Consider the following 20,103-nt stretch of genomic DNA (forward strand, 5'->3'; position numbering starts at 1 on the left):
AAAATATATAAGGGTATGATAAGAGCAGAAGACTACCTGAAAGGTCGCGGCGCACAGTACAACCCGGCCAACCCCTATTTAAAGCAAAACTACGTGGCCGAACACACCGAAGGCCTGGACGAACCGATGCTGACTAATTCTAAAACGGAGTTCCTGTTAGAGCACCCTAAAAAGGTCGTAAACAGGATAGAGAGCCCGGACCTGGGTATCGGCTATTCCCTGAATCCCTATCAGGGTTGCGAGCACGGCTGCGTGTATTGTTATGCCCGCAACACCCACACTTACTGGGGCTATGGGGCCGGACTGGATTTTGAGCGGAAAATAATCGTAAAGGAGAACGCCCCTGAAACCCTGGCCAGGCAACTGGAAAGCAAAAACTGGCAGGTGATGCCCATTATGCTGGCGGGTAACACGGACTGTTACCAGCCCATCGAAGCAAAAAAGAAGCTGACACGCCAGATCCTAGAGGTATTGCTACAGTACCGCCATCCGGTCAGCATCATAACCAAGAACGCGCTTATCCTCCGCGACCTGGACTTGCTGCAGGCACTCAACCAGCTAGACCTGGTGCACGTGAACATCAGCATCACCACCTTAGCGGAAGAGGTCCGTCAGAAGCTGGAGCCCCGTACTGCCTCTGCCAGCAAACGGCTGGAGGTAGTACAGGAGCTGAGCAAAGCAGGAATTCCCGTTAATGTAATGGTAGCCCCGATCATCCCCGGACTAAACGACTCCGAGATACCGGCCATTCTGAAGGCGGCGGCAGAGGCGGGGGCAAGCAATGCAGCATACACCATCGTGCGGCTCAACGGAAGTGTCGGCCCCATTTTCGAGGACTGGATTAGGCAGGCGTTCCCGGACCGGGCCGAGAAGGTGCTGAAGCTAGTGGCTGACTGCCATGGGGGGCAGCTGCATGACAGCCGCTTCGGCACAAGGATGCATGGGGAAGGGAAGTTTGCCGAGCTCATTGCCAGACTCTTTAAAGTAAGCAAGCAAAAGTATATGAGCGGCCGCAGCCTAAAGCCCTACAACTACAGCCACTTCTGCACCAGGGCCGGAAAACAGCTGGGGCTGTTTCCTTAACGCCACCCACACCTCTAAAACAGGTCCTCACCAGAGGAGGTGCTGGCATACTGTCACGTTCCCTTCAGTCCCTCTGTGTGCCCTCCCTTTTAGGTTCTCCGCACAAGGCTGCACCCGAAGAACGGTATAGGCGCAACCTGCAGGCTGTAATGCAGTATGTAATCAGCAGCGAAGACCTACTGCAAATTTAACACCTCATGGAGCTGGAGCCGGGAAAAGACATTGTTGTGAACAGTTGGGCAGAACTACAGAGTGCCCTGTTCGACCATAGCTGGGACGAGAAAATTCAGCGTTTCCGGTCTTCTTTTATATACCGCGGCACGTACAGCAAAGACTTTAACCTCAGCACCAGCATCATGCGCATCGGCAGCGAGTACAGTAAACTGGAGCCACACCTGCTGCGGAACTTCCGGAAGTATGCGCATAACAACGCCTCCCCCGGCGACTCTATCTGGAACTGGCTGGCAGTAGCACAGCACCATGGGCTCCCTACCCGCCTCCTCGACTGGACCTACTCGCCCTATGTGGCCCTTCATTTCGCCACCCAGGACCTCTCACAGTACAACCAGGACGCCTGCGTGTGGTGCGTGAACTATGTGCGGTCCCGTGACTTCCTGCCGGTTCCTCTTAAAAAAGCCTTGGAAGAGGAAGGCTCGAACGTGTTTACCCCGGAAGTGCTGTCGCCGGTGGCCCCCTCCTTTAAGGCCTTAAAGAGCTTTCAGGAAGAAGAGTTTGTTGTATTCCTGGAGCCCCCTTCGCTCGATGCCCGCATCATCCACCAGTACGCCCTGTTTTCGATGATGTCGGATGTGACGGCTGAACTTAGCGTGTGGCTGCAGCAGCGCCCGGAGCTGTATTTCAGGGTGATCATCCCCGCCTCCCTTAAGTGGGAGGTGCGCGACAAACTGGATCAGGCCAACATCACAGAGCGGGTTCTCTTTCCGGGACTGTCTGGTTTAAGCGAATGGCTCAAGCGGCATTATACCCATTCCTGATTTTTTCACTAACTTCTGCCGGTTCCTGCTCATACATCTCAGGAAAATTCTCTAATTTAAGGAAGACTTAGACTTTTACACTTTTTATAGATGAACCCGCGCCGAAAGCAACGTGAGAATACCCTTCTACACCTACTAAAACACCCAGTCCAGCCCCTGCAAATGCCGAGTACCCGCGTTAAAAATTACACGGCCAAAGTGGCGCTGCTATGCGGGCTCCTGCTAACCGGCGCCTGCTCCCAAGAGCGCGACAGCACGGCTAGTGTCGCCAACCTACCTTCTGCCAAAGCCAATTCGGTAGACTCCGTGACGGCACCGGTGCCGCCAGACACGCCAGCGGTGGCCGCTGCCCCGGCACCTGATACGCCAGCCACTGCCCAAACGCCAGTTATCCCGGACTCGGCCTGGAAGTATCCCGGGCCCAAGCCGCTGCCTGGCGCTATTCTGCCCCACAAGCGCATCCTCGCCTACTACGGCAACCTGCTCTCCAAGCGCATGGGCATTTTAGGAGAGCTGCCTCCAGCGCAAGTGCTGCAGAAGCTGGATGAAGAGGTCGCGAACTGGAGCAAAGCCGACTCGCTGACTCCTGTACAACCTGCCTTGCATGCCATCGTGGTTACCGCCCAGGGGCACCCTAGCGCGGGTGGAAAATACAGGCTGCGCATGACGGACAAGATGATAGACGATGTACTGGCGATGGCCGAGAAGCGGAATGCCATTGTGTTTCTGGACATACAGGTAGGACAGAGCACCTTGCAGGAAGAGATACCGGCGCTGAAAGAGTACCTGAAGCTGCCCCACGTGCACCTGGGCATTGACCCTGAGTTCTCTATGAAAAACGGAGGGGTACCTGGGCGCCGCATCGGCACCTATGATGCGGCTGATATCAACTACGCCACGCAGTACCTGGCGGACCTGACAAAAGAGTACAACCTGCCTCCCAAGATACTGGTTGTGCACCGCTTTACGGAAGGCATGGTAACGAACGCCGACGACATTAAGCTTCGACCGGAAGTGCAGGTCGTGATGCACATGGACGGCTGGGGGCCACCAAGCCTGAAGAAAGACACTTACCGCCGCTACATCAAAAATGAGCCGGTTCAGTTTACAGGCTTTAAGATCTTTTACAAAAACGACACCAAAAACGGTTCCCGTTTGATGACACCAGAAGAGGTGCTGGCTCTAACGCCTAAACCACTTTATATTCAGTACCAGTAAGACAGCAGGTAAGCTTTGTGACAGCTTACCTGCCTGCACCTTGGTACTACGACCAGCTTTCTGAAATAACTTCGGGCTCTGCTGCTATCGGTGCCGTATACGAACAAAACAGGGATTAGCACCTTACCTTAGCGGTTTTTAAGCGCTTATTGCAAGCAGGACTGAGGATCGTCAACTAAAATCAGGTAGCGATCGAGGCCTTTCCGGCTGAAGATCAAGCGTTAAGAAGAGGAGAAGAAAGAGGATGGAGAAAAGTTCAGAAAAAACCGCCCTGAAAGGGAGCGAAAAGGCCTGAATTTTGCGTTAGAATAATAGAGGGATTCTTGCCCTGCCCTTCTGTAGCAGGCTACCCTCTTTAGTTAAGCGCGCCAAACTCAAAAGCGGTAAAAGATGACGGGATTACTACAACCATTAAGACAGCTACTGAACTTCGCGGTCCGGTTCATCCAGATAATTATCGTGTTCCCGATGGCCGTGCTGTTAAGTTTCTATGTTCCACCCTACAACAGCATGGACTATGAACTGCATTTCCTGCTGTGTCTTATGTTTGCGGCAGCCGTTTCGGTGCTGGTGACCAAGTTTAGCCGTAAGCTCATCGTGCTCATGTTCTTTGTGATCCTCGGGATGTTCGTCTTTAACAGCACCTTCAAGAACCAGACCTTTGAGGGGATCTACGACGACTACAATGCCATGCTGGTGAACATGACGAGCAACCCCCACGATGTGTCTTACTTCAGGCCTGTACGTGGCACCTACTTCCAGGACCAGCGGGTAAAAAGCGCCATGCAGGCCACCCATCCAAAGGTACGCTCCTTTGCTGTAGAAAACTCTACCCGTTACTTCCACGACGAGTATTACCGTAAGTTCGGTAAGATGACCCGTTACTTTTCTCTGTTCAAGCATATCAGGTTGAACTGGAAATACGTGAACGACCCGCTGGGCATGGACTATTACGCCCCTCCTATTGAGAGCATGAGCTTTCTGGCTGGCGACTGTGATGACTATGCGATCCTGATGGCCTCCTCCATCATGGCCATTGGCGGAGAAGCCCGTGTCGTTATTTCTCCAAACCACATGTACACCGAAGTAAAACTGGGCTCTGTAGAAGACCTGGATGAAATTACCTATGCCGTGCGCACCTTGTTTCCGGATGAAGTGGCAGGTGGCAAGATTCACTTTCACGAGACAGGAGATGATTTATGGATTAATTTCGACTATACAGCCAGCTATCCCGGAGGCCCTTTCCTGGAGCCTGAGCTTTACAGTGTGATCACATTCGGGAAATAAGGAAGGCCTGCGCCCGTCTTCTCAAAATTATTGATTTGTAAATCAGCACGTTTTAAGATTATTGGCATTTTTTATAAGCTTGCCTATTGCGAAACAAAAAACACCCGCTATATTTGCATCGTCAATCAGGGAAATGAAAGACAAAACAAAACCGGCCCGTTCGTCTAGGGGTTAGGACGCCAGATTTTCATTCTGGTAACAGGGGTTCGATTCCCCTACGGGCTACAGGAAATATGAAAAGAGGCTTATTTTTCGGAATAAGCCTCTTTTGTTTTGGTGTACGCGTTTACCCCTCTATTTCTGGCACCTATTCACTTCCTTTGCGTTCTGCATTTATACCATAAAGGAACGTAAACTTCAATTTCCAGAATCGCAATTTCAGTTCGATTAATATTGGCCTGCCTTAGTCGCTCTCTGGCTGCCTCGTCGTAAACTATGTTTAGAATATAGCCACAAAAAAGCGTACACAGATAGTTGATAGAACAAAATTGTAACTTACCACTTTCATATTCCCAGTTACTTAACTCCTTGTAGCCTGATGATGTCTTCCGTCAGCAGATTACAAAATCTTTTAACCGCTTGCTTTTCGTATGCTTCTTTTAGTGAGATAATCATGGCGGTTCGCACCATGCCTCTGCCTTTGATTGGTATGGAATACAAGCCTTCCCCTTTCACGCTGGTTTGCATCAAAATACCGTGCCAGTTACCCGACTTAACCAGGTCCAGTATGGTAGGTATATCATTCACTTCAATAGAAATTTTAGGGCTCAAACCGCTCCTGTCGAACGCTTTGATGATAAAATGGCTGGTGCTGTCTCCTTTTGTCGATATTACCAGGGGCAGTTGCGAAATTTCTTCCAGCGTGATGGATTTTTTACCTGATAATCGAGATGTTAAGCTGGTGACAAAGGTCACAGGGGAATCAAACAAGGGTTGGTATTTTAGATGCTGTGCTTTAGTGGTTTCGTTAAACACCAGGATTAAGTCTAACTCAAGCTCGTTTAGCTCTTCCATCAAACCTTCTGATGTGCCGTATACAACACGAAAGTTAATTCGGGGAAATTCACTGGCAAAACGCACCACCGCCTGAGTAAGGATACTGCGTAGCCCGTAAGTAACCCCGATGGAGATTGTGCCTACATTCAGCTCGTTCAAGTCTTTTAGCAACAGCAATCCCTCGTTTGCTTTATTAACACTCTGCGAGGCATACGTTGCAAACAGTTCCCCTGCTTCGGTAAGTGTTACCCGCTTGCCTATCCTGTTGAACAACGGAGTGTTCAGCTCTTCTTCCAGCTGTTTTATTTGTTGAGACAAAGTGCTTTGGCTGATGTGCAGGCTATGCGCAGCTTCTGTAAAATTGAGCAATTCTTTTGCCCTCAGGAAGTATCGCAGTTGTCTTAGCTCCATTCTATTAATCGGTTTTATCGATTATTTACATCGAAAAATAACGTTTTACGAATCTATCTATTCTTCTGAACTTTGCAACAAGAAAACTGGCAATATCAGATATGTCCTTGGAAGTCCTAAAACCGTCTATTTTAAAGAACGTGGCGCTGGGTTTAGCTCAGATTCTTTTGTGGGGCGGCTCGTATTTCATTCTTTCAATACTGGCGGAGCCGATTATGAAGGAGACAGGCTGGTCTTACCAGATGGTTTATGGCTCCCTTTCGCTTTCGCTGTTGATCTCTGGATTGCTGTTGCCTAGAATCGGAAGGCTTATAGGTGAAAACGATAAAAATTTTGTCTTGCCCTATGCCGGTGTCATTATGGCATTGGGGCTGACTGTCATCGGCTTGTCAGAACATTATCTCCTGTTCCTGACGGGCTGGGCTATCGTAGGTGTTGCCATGGGGATGGGCTTGTATGATTCGCTGTTCGCTTCACTTGGAAAGAACTACGGGAAGGCCACAAGTAAGGTAATTGTACAGGTAACGCTGATTGCCAGTCTGGCCCCAACCATTTCCTGGTATCTTGTCTCGCTTCTGCTGAGTAACTACGGTTGGCGTACTGCCTGTTTTATATATGCGGCCATATTGCTAGTTACTATATTTCCTGTTCATCGATACGCTTTGCCTCTAGCGGAGAGCAAGGGTGCCAAACAGCCACAGCTGAATGACAAGAAAACAGTTTCACACAAGCCTTTCCGCTCCAGGATCTATTACCTGTTACTTGTAAATTTTACAATTGGCGCCGTTTTGACGACAGGCATTATCATTCATCTTATAGACATTCTGCTCGATAAAGAGATGGCAATGGCAACTATAGTCGGTACTGTTGCTTTTCTGGGGCCGAGCCAGGCAGGTGTTCGGGTACTGGAGTTGCTGTTCTCTAGAAATGAACCGGGCAAAACAGCTATCATTTCAGCTGTCGTCACGCTCCTGGGCATTTTACTTTTATTGCTCAACCCCAGTTTTGCGATACTGGGGATCATCCTGTTCGGAATGGGGAACGGGATGCGTTCTATTTTAAGAGGAACATTACCCTTGGCAATTTTCGGACAGGAACATTATGCCGTCGCTGTGGGAAAACTTGCCCGTATGCCTTTGATCGCCCAGGCACTAACACCTTTTATCGGCAGCTTCCTGATAGAGCAGTTCAGCGTTGCAGTATTTCTCTATACATGCTGCCTCTTAGCTCTCATCAATATCATGCTCTTTTTGATGGTGCCGAAATTAATGCCTCAACAAATTGAATTAAGCGGGGGCATGCCAGTTAGCATGTCCACTAGCAGCTAATTAGAATTATCACATACATAACTTCATTTCAACTTTACTAATGGAATATAACTTCAGAAAGGCCACCACGGCGGAGCTAAATCAAATATGGAAAATCCTGCAGGGAGCCATTGAACGCAGAAAAGCGGACGGCAGCAATCAGTGGCAGGACGGCTACCCGAATCCGGAAGTCATAAGAAATGACATCGAAAAAGGAGTAGGATTTGTGTTGACTGAAGGAGAAACTGTCGTTGGCTATACCGCAGTTTTAATCAATGACGAACCTGAGTATGCCCGTATCGAAGGGAAGTGGCTGACGGACGGTGATTTTGTCGTGTTTCACCGGGTAGCCATTTCAGAAGCCCATCTGGGGAAAGGTCTGGCCAGAAAGATATTGGATTCTATAGAAGCATATGCCCTCAGCAACAACATATACAGCATCAAAGCAGACACCAATTTTGATAACGCCGCTATGCTGAAGACGTTTGAAAAGGCAGGCTATGTGTACTGTGGAGAGGTATATTTCAAAGGAAGTCCGAGAAAAGCATTCGAGAAAGTGTTGACTAAAAGTGCTTAGAGAGCAGTTAGCAGCAATATTGACATCATTACTTTTAATTTGACCACAGCTTCATGAAAATAATCACGAATGAACAACTGCCTGCCGCAAATGGGCATTACAGCACAGCCATAATCTCCAATAACCTATTGTTTGTTTCAGGCCAGTTACCTGTTTCAACAGATGGAACGCATCATCATGACGAACCTTTTGAAAGGCAATTTGAAGTAGTTTTTGAGAACATACTTCAAATATTGCACGCTTCAGATACGGAAAAGGAGAAAATAGTGAAAGTAACAGCCTACATTTCCGATGTCAGATTATGGCCGGAGTTCAATAAACTTTACGCCTCTTTCATGGGAGAACACAAGCCGGTAAGAACCGTGGTACCCGTGCCAGCATTACACTATGGTTACCAGTTAGAAGTGGAACTCATAGCAGAGATTAAGGAATGAAAAATCAATTAGTCGAAGTACAGGAAAGGATAAACCCATACATCCATAGAACACCAGTCCTGACATCCAACTTGCTGAATGAAATAGCAGGTTGTGAGCTGTTCTTTAAATGCGAGAACTTCCAGCGTATGGGTGCCTTTAAAATGCGCGGGGCAGTAAACGCCATTATGCAGTTAACGGATGCGCAGAAACAGAAGGGTGTGGTGACGCATTCATCCGGAAACTTTGCCCAGGCATTGGCACTTGCCGCTAAAAGCTTAGGTATAGCCGCCTATGTGGTGATGCCCTCCAGCGCACCCACCGTAAAAAAGAATGCAGTAAAAGGATATGGCGGCATTGTAGTGGAGTGCCCCCCCACAAATGAAGCAAGAGAAGCATATTCCAATCGTCTGGTGGCAGAAAAAGGCTTGACTTTTATCCATCCTTCCAATGATCTGGATGTGATATTAGGACAAGGAACCGCAGCAATGGAGCTACTTGAGGATTATCCTGATTTAGGCTGTATTTATACTCCTGTTGGAGGAGGGGGTTTGGTTGCAGGCACAATTCTGGCAGCTGAAAATTTTTCAACGAAAATAAAAGTTGTAGGAGCAGAACCCGCTCTTGTAGATGACGCTTACCGCTCCTTAATTTCAAATAAAATTGAAACGCACGATAACAAATCCACCGTTGCCGACGGACTTAAGACGCAATTAGGCGACGTTAATTTCCCGATCATCAAAAAAGGAATTGATCATATTGTGCTTGTGGAGGAAGAGGAGATTGTAGAGGCCATGCGCTTGATTTGGGAAAGAATGAAAATTGTGATAGAGCCCTCAAGTGCTGTTGCGTTCGCTGGATTGTTGAAAGAAAGAGCAACATTGAAAAACCAAAAGGTGGGAGTTATACTATCAGGTGGCAACGTAGATGTTCAGAAGTTGCCGTTTTGATTGATGTAGTTGCTAACAGCAGCTTGGCAAAATGGCGGGTACTGCGTAAAATTTTTTATATCAATTTTCACTACTTCGCCAAGCTACAAACCACAATGTAAATTTAGAGAGTGTCATGACTACTCCTCACCTACTACCAGGCAATCACTTACAGCCGCCAAATCTATGTGAATAAAGGTACTGTTTTGAAAGTCAAGGATTTTAGTTGAACTTTTCTTATCTTCCCCTTACCTGAAAGAGAGCTCCTGGCCGATAGGTGCGGGATATCTTCCTTTGGGTCTGGCTGCGGCACCGGGTACTTACCCTCCTCCCAGGCCTCATCTTTCTTCCATAATGTATCAATGAGAATTAACAGCTTTTTCTGCACGGCCACATAGGCCAGCATCTTTTTCTTTCCCTTGCTCCTGAGCCGCTCCAACAGCGCCCTGCACACCGGCACGTTCCGGCGCACCGCATGCAATGCCGGCATGTGCAGTATCTGCCTGATGTGGCTGTTGCCCTGCTTGGAGATCCTGGTTTTGCCGACTCTGTTGCCGACTGATTCTCCACCACTTCATAGCCCACGTAGCTGACCAGCTGCTTTTGGCTGGTGAAAAGGGCAAAGCCGTTGGTCTCGGCAATGATAGTGGCTGCCGTCAGCAGCCCCACGCCTTTGATGGTGGTAACTTTACTGATTTTCTCCCGCAACAGGGCATCCTTTTCCACGGTGGCCTTTATTTCCTGTCGGACGGCTTGAAGCTGTTTGTCATAAAGCTGTAGTGTCTTTTGAAGTCTTTTCACCGTGCTCTTGCCCGTGTGCATGCTGAAGGTCTCGGCATGCAGGCGATTGGCCGTTTCACAATGTACCCGCTGGATCTGTTCATGCTCCCGGGTAAGCTTACGCAGCAGGTATAGCTGCTTGCTCAAAGGCTGCCAGGGCTCCAGGCTCCTCTCCGCTCCCATATGAGCCAGGGCTTTGGCATCCAGCCGGTCGTTCTTGGATTTATACCCCAAGCTCTGAAAGTACTTCTTTGCCAGGTTAGCCAGCACTACATTTACCTTCCGCCCCTGCTGGTGCCTGATCCAGGCCAGAGCTTCATAATAAACGCCAGTGGCTTCCATGTTCACCACCAGTTCCACTAGGGGACTTCCCACTTGCGTATCCATTTGCTGAAGGCAGCCAGTCCCTGAGCGGAGTTGGCGAATCTGTGAGTGGCCTTCACTACCACCAGGTGCTCTGAGGTCAGCACCGAAAAACAGGCGTCGAACTTGTCTTTGGCGATGTCGGCACTGACCGACTGCTTGATGATATTCATAGCTGGAGACGTTAGGATTGAACAAAACCTACAAAACCAGCAGCTCTTCCCCTAACTTCACTCATCCGATTATTCAAGGTTACTTCAACTCGGGAGATACCAGTAAGTATTGTTCAGCCTGTTGGGAAGAAGCACTTCCGGAAGGATATCCCTTTACATCGCCGTATCACGGAGTGTACGTCGTTCAATTCCAGTTACCTTCCGGCAGCAAGCTATCTAAGTACGAATTGTATTCTAGTCTTGTTTACCACCTTTGATTGTGGGCACTCCTATCAGTTAGAGTTGAAGGATCTGCCAAGATCTACTGCATGGCATTGTCATCATTTTCCTTAACGTCTTCGTTATTTACTTTCTTAGTTGGCCTGGTTCTTGTTTTTGCATCCTGCTTACCGAACTTATAGCTGAAACTGAGCCGTACTTGCCGAAAGTAGTAGTGCCAGGTGTTGCTTTGGCTGAGCACAAGTGCATTTTCTTTGTTGTATGAGTTTACCACACGCTCCCGCTCCACATACTTGTTAAAGGGGTTACTCACTGCTGTACCAATGCTACCTTTTTTGTTTAGCACTTCCTTCCTTACCGCAATGCTGTAGTTTAGCAAAGCCATTATCTTCCCTTGAAGGGTTATCTGCGGTGAGTTGTACTCACCGGCAACCTGGGCAGTGATGCCTTTACTAAAGCTATAGGATGCATTCAGGTTAGTGTTATACACCAGACCTGAATTTGCCATCTTTCTACCTTCGCCTCTGAAATCAGAATAAAACAGGTTCATGTTGGAACTGACTCTGCCCTTTTCCCAAAGCTTTGTGCTAGCCGATAAGCTCAACCCATAGCTGTTGTTTTCGCCCACGTTAGCGACAGTAGTCGTTACCCTACCCACTGAGTCAGGATCAGTGCCATCATAAGGCGTGCTGACCTGCTGAATGGCGTTACTTGTCTTGTACCAATATAGAGAGGCATTTACAGAGGCTCCTGATTTGAGAAAAGCACTGTAGCCAATTTCATATGAATCGGTGAGCTCAGCTTCAAGAGTCGGGTTGCCGCGTATCACGTTTCTGGGGTTGCTAAGGTTCTCATATGGGTTCAGGTAAGAGAGCTGTGGCCGCTGTATGCGCCTGGAGTAATTAAACTTGAGAGTCCGGTCTTTTTGCAGGCTTTTGGATACCGATAAGCTTGGAAAGAAACTATGGTAATCCTGCTCCACCTGCGTACCACTTGAGGTAAAGTCGCCATCGATACTTGTGTGCTCATACCTGAGCCCTACCTTCATATTGTACTTGTTCAACTTCAGTCCATAAGCAGCATAAGACGCCAAGACTTTCTGATGGTAAGAAAAAACATCCGTCCGCCCGGGTTGAGGCACAAAGGGCGAGGACGCCGGTTGTGCCAGCATAAAGCGGTAGTCGCTTTCGGCGTAGCGCCAGATGGCTTTTGCACCAGCCTCCACGACTTGGCTTTCATTTACCGGATGTGTGTAATCAGACTGCAGCGTGGCTTCTTCGTTGAAGGCATCGTTGAAGCTCTGCTCTCTTTGCACCAGTTCCTTATCCTCAGACAGCTTCATCAGGATTTCATTGTTGCGCGTGTTTCTGCTCAGCAAGCCCAGAACTGAAAGCTCCTGCCCGCGCTTTTCGAATGACTTGGTATAGTCCAGGTTGACATCATAGTTGTTGCCTGAGAAGTGGTTGCTGCCTTCGCGGGTGTTGCGGCTGTGCGAAGCATCAGCAAAAGAACTGGTAGACACCTGCGTTGTTCTGAAGGTAACATCAGGATTTACAAGTCGCACACCTGCGGCAATGTAGCTGGTCTTGCTAAAGTCATAGCTAGCCCCGAATTGTAAAAAAGTGGATGATACCTCTCTGTTGCCACCCAGCTTTTGAGAAAGACTCGTAAGGTTTGAGCCAGCTCCATACACTGACTCAATAATGTTTTCGCCACGAATGTCGCTAAGGGTATATCCTAAAGCGGTGTTTAACCCTATTTTGCCTCTCCTGTAATTTAAGTTACTATTAGCGTTGCTGGTAAGGGTGCCATAAGTTGCAGAGATATTTCCGGTTAATCCCTGCAGGCCACCATCCTTTTTGGTGATAATGTTGATAATACCGGCTGTACCCTCCGCATCATATTTGGCGGAGGGGCTCGTGATCACCTCCACGGCCTTGATCTGATCCGCCGGTATCTGCTGCAAGGCATCGGCTATGCTGCTTGCCATTACGGCGGAAGGTTTATTGTTGATTAGTACCTGTATGTTGGAGCTACCGCGCAACTGCACATTGCCTTCCAAGTCTACGCTCAGACCAGGCACCTTGCGCATCACATCTGTTGCCGCTGCACCAGGATCGATGTCTTTCTCGGCATTGTACACCACGCGGTCTACCTTATCCTCTATCAAAGGCTTATCTCCTACCACGGTTACCTCACCTAAAGCATTGGCGCTGGACCTTAATGCAACCACACCGACATACACTTCCTCTTTTTCGCTGGCAACAGTAACATTCTCAATAAACTGCGTATCATACCCTAGGAAACTTACCTTGAGCTTATACCTACCTAGGGCAACTCCGGCAATACTGAACTGCCCCTTAGCGTCCGTTATGGAGCCGTCTACTATTTTACCCGTTGCTTCACTCTCGAGCGCAACCGTCGCGAACTCCAAGGGTGTTTTCGCACTGGCATCCTGCACTGTGCCGAAGATTTTTCCCTTGCCTTTCTCAGGAGGGATAACAGCAGCAGGAGCAGCTCTATTAGCCGGAGTCACTGACGAAGCAATTTGGGCATAGGAAGCCTGAGCAGCGAGTAAGCCCGCTACGGCTGTTAGTATTATTTTTTTCATAGTTAAGGAGTTTGAATGTGATGATTTATGTTAAATCATAAACTGGAGGTTGATCTTGCAATAGGAAAGCAGCTTCATCGCCATATAGCTTTTTCGCAGTTTTGGTTTGCACGGAATGCCAGCTTACGCCCTCGGTTACAAAGGGGCAACTATGGTAAAAAGAATAATTCATGGTTATACCTGTAGGTGCTGCAGGTAATCCAGCGCCTTGGATGCATCGGTAGAGGTGGCCAGCAGCTCCAGGTAGGGCACCTTCGAAGTCAACGAGCGCACCACCTCCAGCGCCATCGGCTCACAGCTTCTTTTGTTTTCTTTACTTACTACACCTTAAATCAACGCTCAGTAGTAGTTTCTAAAACCCTACAGTTGTAGCGTTAAGTGCACAAAGTATTCCTCGGCCGTCTCCCGGATGATTAGTTCATACTTTTCAGGATACAGCAGGTCCAGCCGCTGCCTTACATTTACCAGCCCAACGCCAGACTTGTCTTTTTCCGGGTCCTGCTCCTGCTTAAGACGGGTGCTGTTATACATATCAAAATACAACTTGTCGCCCACCATATTAAGCGTCACCTTAATCCAGGACTTATGCTTTAGGCTAATGCCGTGCTTAAAGGCATTCTCCACAAAAGGAATGAGCAGCATCGGGGCGATAAACTTGTCCGTCAGTACATCCTGTATCTTCGTCTCGATCACAATGTTGGGAGAGACAGAAGTGCGCAATGACTGTAGCTCAATGTAGTTTTGCATGTATTCTATTTCGCGCGAGAGCAGGATCTTATGCTGCAGGTTCTCGTGCAGCATAAAGCGCATCATGTCGCCCAGCATCTGTATGCCTTGAGCCGTACGCTCGCTATTCTCATGCAGAGCTGTGCCATACAGGGTGTTCAGGGCGTTAAATAGGAAGTGCGGGTTGATCTGTGACCGGAGGAAGTCTAGGTTAGCGTTAGACTTACCAAGCTCTTTTTTCAGCACATACAGTTCCTCATGCCCTTTCAGATGTTGCCTGTACAGTACCCAAGAAAGTGGCACTGTGAACAGCAACTGAAAGAAGACATTAAACATGCTGACGCCGAAGGCTACTTCCTCGTTGTCTGTAATCAGCATACCGATAAAGGCTAAGGGCATGAATGAGATGACCATTATTAGCAATGCCTTTAATAGGTAGGACAGAAAGGGCCTCTTGTTTCTTAAGGATTTAGGAATAAGGCTGTAAAACGAATAGCTGCACAAAACTATCGCGCTCAGAGCTATTATTCCCCAAGCCAGTACTAATTCCTCTCCTGGTCTGACAACAAGTAGCAGGAACATGATTACCAGCCACACAAAGAATGCAACAATTGCATCACGTGTTATCATCTTATACCTTGATTGAATGGCCGCGGAGTTAGCCAAAAGGTACAGCCCTGTGAATTTGATGACGGAGTAGAAACCAAACATTAGCAAAAGCCAGAAAGCATGATGAAAACTAGCTTGGAAGATACGATAATAGGCATCCTGAATCGTTGCATACCTGTTAAGCAGGTACGCCTTCGTATAGGTGTCAACTACCCCCATCACTAAACCCATAGTTAGGAACAGTATAACTATCAGTAAAATATTGAGTACTACTTTTTCTTTCCTGATCAAGCTAGGAACTACAATAAAGCTTAACAGTACAAACCCAAGGTAAAGCAGCGCGTACCGGACAAGCCGAGGGAAAAAATAGTGCTCATAATAGTGGTATGATATTCCGGCCTCCTTAAACTGCCATCTGTCAGAACTGCCGGATGTGAACAGCACAAACATCGCGAAAACACAAATGGTGGTAGCAGCCCAGAACTCCACCTTCCGGAGCTGGAGCGGCTTTTCTATAAAATTTTTTATTATCAGATCATTCATGGAACAATGTTAGAGGAATTGGTGATGAGAAAAGAAAAAAAGTGACGAAAGCTGCTGAATTTGTGACGGAAATGAGTAGCCGCAAATTTTACCTTAGGAAAATCATCCAAAATGGGCAAATCCTTGTGGATATGGTCCGATGATTCCTCCTCAGCCTACCAAACATGAATCATCCCGAAGTTGAGGGCTGGAATAAGAAAAGAAGACCTCGTGTTTTAGGCATATAGTCACTGTATCACCTAAAGACAGGAGGTTTTATGTTTACTACTTCTAAAATCGCTGGATCCGAGCCTGAGGTTCTCCCGCTGGCCCGGTTTTTCTCCGTCCGGCTGGAGGCTCTCCTTTCCCCATTTCTTGAAAAGCTCGACAAGCTGCTGGACCGCCGGCTGGTCTCAACTTTGCTGGGATTGTGGAGGGGCCGCCAGGCCTTCGCCTACGCCAGAAGGTGACAGGTCGAGCAGGCCTTCCGCTACAACAAGTCGGGGATGGGCATGAAGTCCTGCCGTTTGTGGTTCTGGAACAACCGCAAGAAGCTCCTGCAGGTCGTCAGCCTGGTCTCTACGCCTTCCTGCTCTCTTTGCTAGAAAAAGAGCAGGAAAAGCAGAGAGAGCAGCTCCTGCGCCAGGGCTGCCACAGAACAGGAAAGCGGTGTAGGAGAACTGCCACACCGCTTTACCGCATCCGCCTGTCTCTGGCCAACCTCTGGAACCTGCTCTTTCTAGCTCAGAATCAAATTCCGGGATGATTCGAGTTTATTTTTTTCCAGCATTTGACAGATCACTCTCCCATCTTTCTAAACACACTCTTGCCTCTTTCATACAAGCTCCACATAACTGCTCCATGTTATCGTCTTCTCAGGTTCCTTTTTCTTGTCTGCTTTAATAGGACAAGGAGCCTTCCACGGTGATTCTGAAAAACGAAGTCTGCCATCCACGCCGCCGTTGTTCCCAATACAATAGAACCCAAAACATCGGATGGGTAGTGAACGCCTAGTGCAAGCCTGGAGTAAGCCACCAGAAGAGTCCAGACAAAAAGGAAGCCGCGTAACCGTACATCTCTAAACATAATCCAAATGGATACTGCAGCGGTAAAAACAAAGGCGGTGTGTCCGGAAGGAAAAGAGGGACTGCTGACATCTACTAACTGTTTGATGGTGTCGTGGGATACAAAAGGCCTGGGGCGGTTAATGGTATACTTCAACGTGCCAACGAATAATACATTCAGGCACATGGCGAACATGTACTGGAAAGCTTTCAGTTTTAGCAGAAGCATTTTCCGAAAATGTCCTGTTAGGTAAATGCAGATTGGCACGAGCAAGCCAACGCCATAAGCGGTAGTTGTCAAGGATATTAGAAAAATATCCAAGGCGGTAAGTCTGCTGTCATTTAAAATTTCTAACGTATATAGATCTAGGTAAGTAAAAATATCTGTCATGGTAGTCCTAACACAGCGATAGAATGGTAGTGGCGTTGCTTTTTTAAAAGCGTTACCCGATTTTAATCTGCCAGTAAATCATTTCTTCATCTCTGTGCGTCTCTGTCATCCCCAGTTTCTGCAGTATTCTCGCAGACCCTGTGTTGCCTATAAAGCACTTGGCCGTGACGCTATTTACCTTCTGCTGTTCTAGAGCCCATTCAGTTAAAGCCCTTGCGACTTCCATACCGTATCCTTTCCGCTGCTCCTGTTCGATAATAGCATAGCCGAGATCAACTTCTCCGGCTTTGTTTGGTCTACCCTTAAAGCCCGCATCTCCGATCACAGTTTTGTCGCTTTTCAACACTACCATCCAAGACTCAAAACCTGTTGGGTCCCCAACTAGCTCCAAGTTCCTGATAATTTTGGGCAAGGTCTCAATTGCCTCCTGGTCAGGCCAGAGGCTTGTCTGCTGAAGCCCTAAGCCTGCAAATATTTCCGGGTTTTGTTCAAGGATAGAAACTGCGGTATTAATGGAGAAAGGTATCAGTATTAACCTATCTGTTATGATGCGATCAACTCCCATAGTATATAATATTTCTGTTCTTGTAACTGAGAGCAACACGCTGCTGCCAATTGATGCTGGAGCAGGAAGAAAGTGTGCAGCCCTATACCTATAGCTCAAGTAATACCTCTGCCGATTAGCAACTGTTTACTTAAGAAATCATAAGTTTTAGCTTCTCCCTATCCATCCTAAGTGAGTGTGTTTGAATCCATCAGTATGCTTCAATCCGTATCCTAAGGCTCTGTCCATGGCACTATGCCCGAAGAGCACCAGACCTGCCATCTGAAGGGTTGATATACCTAATATAAAGCCTATTGCACCTGTCAGAATAGCGATGGCCTGGTGATGGAACAGGTTATACACCCAGGCACCGATCTTTGGATTTATCAGGTAGCCCAGCATGCTCACGTCGGGTGTTAGCAGCAGCACAAGGAAGGTCCACCAACTGACACCCAGGTATAAACTGCACACATATGCCGCAAACAACTTTGCCAGCTCTTCTAAATTTATCAATAGCTTCATAGATTATGCGTTATTTCCTTTTGTAGTTAGGCTACTTCTCTAACTTATTCAACTACTTGCTCCACAGGCTGTGCTGCTTCTTCATTACTGCCTGCGTTAGCTATCCGATAAAGGTTAAGTTTACTGAACTAAGACTTACATGCCAGTCTCCAGGTTGCCTGTATCTGTCCGTCGCTTCTTAGGGCATTAAGCTGCTCTTCTGTTGCTACAGCCATTAAACTTGCCGCTGAACTCAATCCTTCATAGGCAGGAGCAGCAACCTTATCTACTGTAAAACCATTCGCTTCAAAGAAATCCTGGGCTTCCTGAAAATCTGCGAAAGAAAAGCTGCTTACACTTTGCCTCTTAAAGAAGGAATCCCACTCCTTGGTTTGTCGTGTACTACCCTGCACAAAAGCATGCTTAATGTAAATGTCGGAGGTGATCCAGTAACCTCCCCGCTCTTTCAGGATGGTATGGATTGTTTTGCACAGCTGCTCAATTTCAGCTTTATTGAGATATACCAGCAGTCCTTCATTTACGATCAGCAACTTACCACTGTCAAATTCGGTAACAGTATGGTTGAATTGCTCCCGGTCCATTACGTTAAGTGGTAGCATCTGCATCCTTCCTCCTGCCGGTGTTTTGATGCCAAGGGCAGTTGCTAAGTCCTTTTTGGCCTGAATGATATCAGGCAGGTCGGTATCGATGCAGTGCTTCACGATTCTGGTCTGCAAGAGGTTGTGCCCTCTGTAAGTTAACCCGGAAGAAAGCTCCAACAGGTTATCGGTCTTGCTGTCTGCTATAAGCTGGTTAACTGTTACGTACCTGTGTTCGAAATGAACGACACTGGCCCAAAACCCAAAGTCATTCCTGTCGGAATATGCTTTCACCTTTTCCGGCGACAAAAGATGATTGGCTGCCTCATGTGCATACGGAATGTTAGTCTGGGCTTTAAGAAGCATCAGCGTAACTGCTGAGTCGCTGATCAGGGAATAGTCTCTTGTATTGGCCATAGTATAGGTTTTAATATGGCACAAAACTAGAATAGCTAAGCCTGAGAAAATTGTAATAATTGGACAAGCCTGCCTTTTACCGTTACTCCAGCCGATTGAATAAAGAACCGAAAGAGTTTTCTACCCTAGTATACCTGTGAGGTGTGTATCCTGTAAAATACTTGAACTCTTTTATGTAGTGCGCCTGATCAAAGAAGTGATCCAAGTAATCCGCACCTAATAGCAGGCTAGAATCGCGCGGTACGGATAGTATATGTTTTATCCGTATAATCCTTGCCATATCTTTAGGGCTTATTCCCACTATATCATTGAATACCCTGTTCATGTGACGCTGCGAATATCCAGTCTTATTTGCTAATGAGCTTATGGGCAGCTGACCCTTTTGCCTGAAGATTTCATCTATAGTATAGTGTGCTATTTTCTCCAGATTGTTCGCAGGGCTCAACTTGCTAATCAGGAACTCTTGCAGCTTCATGGCCATCCGGTCAGGTTCGCCAAGGGACAGCAGCTGCTCAACCAGTAGATCAGCATCTCTTGTGAAAAGGTCATCACCTGGTATGATCATGTCAGAAACATCCTGCAGTGGGAATGGGAAAAACCTATAGGCCGCAAATGGCTTGAAGCTCACCCCTACCGTCACCACATGTCCCCCTCCACTCAACAAGACGGGCTTTGACTGATGACCAATCAAGCTCAGCGTAGATTCCCTGGTGTGGAATGTGCTGGAAGAATTGACTAAAGTACTATAATTGCCTTTGTAGGTGAAAGTGAGGGTAATATGGCCAGAGGGTACCACTGTTTTTATGTCGGTAAGCGGAACGTCATTCTGGCTCTCGAACACCCAAACCTTCCGTAAAAAAGGCTGCAGTACGGTGTCAATTGGCAAAACACGAATGTTCATCTTCTAAAAGAAAATTAACTTCCACTATGACTCTAATGTAGCTGCTTCAGGCTACAGATGTAGCATCCGGCGCTCAAAGTACCGAAATCAAATACGACACCTCAAAATGTAGAGCAGTTTTTTTCCTGCCGGCTTAGCAAGATTTGCCGAACATAAGGTATCAAAATAGAACAGCAGAGTTTCAACATCAGCATGCTTAGTGTCTGATAATTTTTATCCCTGTTGCCGGAAGAGAGCCGACCTCTCCACTTACAGGCTGGTATCCAGGGAAGGTCGCTTCTTTCATACCCACAGTTCTTCTGGCAGAAAGGGTCCACCGGCGGGGGCGCACTCCCTGGAAGAGGTTATAGCAGCAAGAGCAATTATTAAGGACGACTCTCATGATGTCTGTTAATTTCCTTCGCTCTGGAAGCGTACACACGTCCAAGTGGCTTCTATGGCAGGTTCTCCGTCTAAGTAAGCGACAC

Annotated in this window: 17 protein-coding genes, 1 tRNA gene and 1 pseudogene; 9 read left to right on the forward strand and 10 right to left on the reverse strand. The window is 47.6% G+C overall.

The features are described 5' to 3' along the window. The first annotated feature begins 15 nt into the window (after positions 1 to 15). The 5 genes from CHB92_RS23505 to CHB92_RS23525 all read left to right on the forward strand — a co-directional run bounded on the left by CHB92_RS23505 (position 16) and on the right by CHB92_RS23525 (position 4,808). Positions 16 to 1,083, forward strand: a complete 1,068-nt coding sequence (locus CHB92_RS23505; protein WP_089321687.1) for a PA0069 family radical SAM protein — start codon at positions 16 to 18, stop codon at positions 1,081 to 1,083. 197 nt (positions 1,084 to 1,280) lie between these two features. Next, on the forward strand, positions 1,281 to 2,078 hold the full coding sequence (locus CHB92_RS23510) for an FRG domain-containing protein (protein ID WP_245842860.1): 798 nt from the start codon (positions 1,281 to 1,283) through the stop codon (positions 2,076 to 2,078). 162 nt (positions 2,079 to 2,240) lie between these two features. Beyond that, positions 2,241 to 3,296, forward strand: a complete 1,056-nt coding sequence (locus tag CHB92_RS23515) for a hypothetical protein (RefSeq protein WP_179223144.1) — start codon at positions 2,241 to 2,243, stop codon at positions 3,294 to 3,296. 390 nt (positions 3,297 to 3,686) lie between these two features. Then, on the forward strand, positions 3,687 to 4,583 hold the full coding sequence (locus CHB92_RS23520) for an immunoglobulin domain-containing family protein (RefSeq protein ID WP_089321688.1): 897 nt from the start codon (positions 3,687 to 3,689) through the stop codon (positions 4,581 to 4,583). A gap of 153 nt (positions 4,584 to 4,736) precedes the next feature. Further along, positions 4,737 to 4,808 (forward strand) — tRNA-Glu (locus tag CHB92_RS23525). A gap of 291 nt (positions 4,809 to 5,099) precedes the next feature. Here CHB92_RS23525 and CHB92_RS23530 read toward each other — a convergent pair. Next, entirely contained in the window at positions 5,100 to 5,990 is an 891-nt protein-coding gene (locus CHB92_RS23530) for a LysR substrate-binding domain-containing protein (protein ID WP_089321689.1), read from the reverse strand. Positions 5,991 to 6,091: 101 nt separating this feature from the next. Here CHB92_RS23530 and CHB92_RS23535 point away from each other — a divergent pair, with 101 nt between their 5' ends. Genes CHB92_RS23535 through CHB92_RS23550 form a run of 4 tightly spaced genes read left to right on the forward strand, consistent with a single transcriptional unit; the run spans position 6,092 to position 9,237 of the window. Then, positions 6,092 to 7,318, forward strand: a complete 1,227-nt coding sequence (locus tag CHB92_RS23535; protein ID WP_089321690.1) for an MFS transporter — start codon at positions 6,092 to 6,094, stop codon at positions 7,316 to 7,318. Between the two features lie 40 nt (positions 7,319 to 7,358). Then, positions 7,359 to 7,874 (forward strand): GNAT family N-acetyltransferase, encoded by a 516-nt coding sequence (locus CHB92_RS23540; RefSeq protein WP_089321691.1) that lies wholly within the window; start codon positions 7,359 to 7,361, stop codon positions 7,872 to 7,874. Between the two features lie 53 nt (positions 7,875 to 7,927). Further along, positions 7,928 to 8,308, forward strand: coding sequence for a RidA family protein (locus tag CHB92_RS23545; protein ID WP_089321692.1), 381 nt, complete (start codon positions 7,928 to 7,930; stop codon positions 8,306 to 8,308). After that, positions 8,305 to 9,237: a threonine/serine dehydratase gene (locus CHB92_RS23550; RefSeq protein WP_089321693.1), complete on the forward strand. Its 933-nt coding sequence runs from the start codon at positions 8,305 to 8,307 to the stop codon at positions 9,235 to 9,237. Before CHB92_RS23545 ends, CHB92_RS23550 begins: the two co-directional genes overlap by 4 nt. Before the next feature lie 163 nt (positions 9,238 to 9,400). Here CHB92_RS23550 and CHB92_RS23560 read toward each other — a convergent pair. From CHB92_RS23560 to CHB92_RS23605, 9 genes and pseudogenes are all read right to left on the reverse strand, one after another. Then, positions 9,401 to 10,383 (reverse strand): annotated as a pseudogene (locus CHB92_RS23560) (IS110 family transposase). Continuing rightward, complete coding sequence (locus CHB92_RS25580; protein WP_144266378.1) at positions 10,356 to 10,532, reverse strand: IS110 family transposase; 177 nt, start codon at positions 10,530 to 10,532, stop codon at positions 10,356 to 10,358. Before CHB92_RS25580 ends, CHB92_RS23560 begins: the two are co-directional and overlap by 28 nt. A 301-nt stretch (positions 10,533 to 10,833) precedes the next feature. Then, on the reverse strand, positions 10,834 to 13,362 hold the full coding sequence (locus CHB92_RS23565) for a TonB-dependent receptor domain-containing protein (protein ID WP_089321696.1): 2,529 nt from the start codon (positions 13,360 to 13,362) through the stop codon (positions 10,834 to 10,836). 360 nt (positions 13,363 to 13,722) lie between these two features. Next, the gene (locus tag CHB92_RS26255; protein WP_245842861.1) at positions 13,723 to 14,502 is read right to left on the reverse strand and encodes a sensor histidine kinase; all 780 of its coding nucleotides are present in this window, start codon (positions 14,500 to 14,502) and stop codon (positions 13,723 to 13,725) included. A 1,581-nt stretch (positions 14,503 to 16,083) separates the two neighbouring features. Next, entirely contained in the window at positions 16,084 to 16,674 is a 591-nt protein-coding gene (locus CHB92_RS23585; protein ID WP_089321700.1) for a phosphatase PAP2 family protein, read from the reverse strand. 52 nt (positions 16,675 to 16,726) lie between these two features. Beyond that, positions 16,727 to 17,239 carry a GNAT family N-acetyltransferase gene (locus CHB92_RS23590; protein ID WP_089321701.1) on the reverse strand — a complete coding sequence of 171 codons (513 nt, stop codon included), beginning with the start codon at positions 17,237 to 17,239 and terminating at the stop codon, positions 16,727 to 16,729. Between the two features lie 147 nt (positions 17,240 to 17,386). Beyond that, complete coding sequence (locus CHB92_RS23595; RefSeq protein WP_089321702.1) at positions 17,387 to 17,740, reverse strand: DUF4260 domain-containing protein; 354 nt, start codon at positions 17,738 to 17,740, stop codon at positions 17,387 to 17,389. A 128-nt stretch (positions 17,741 to 17,868) separates the two neighbouring features. Continuing rightward, a complete protein-coding gene (locus tag CHB92_RS23600) occupies positions 17,869 to 18,735 on the reverse strand; it encodes a class I SAM-dependent methyltransferase (protein WP_089321703.1) in 867 nt (288 codons plus the stop codon). Between the two features lie 82 nt (positions 18,736 to 18,817). Next, the gene (locus tag CHB92_RS23605) at positions 18,818 to 19,621 is read right to left on the reverse strand and encodes an AraC family transcriptional regulator (RefSeq protein ID WP_179223145.1); all 804 of its coding nucleotides are present in this window, start codon (positions 19,619 to 19,621) and stop codon (positions 18,818 to 18,820) included. Positions 19,622 to 20,103 lie beyond the last annotated feature (482 nt).

The organism is Pontibacter ummariensis (assembly GCF_900188175.1).
Taxonomy (GTDB): domain Bacteria; phylum Bacteroidota; class Bacteroidia; order Cytophagales; family Hymenobacteraceae; genus Pontibacter; species Pontibacter ummariensis.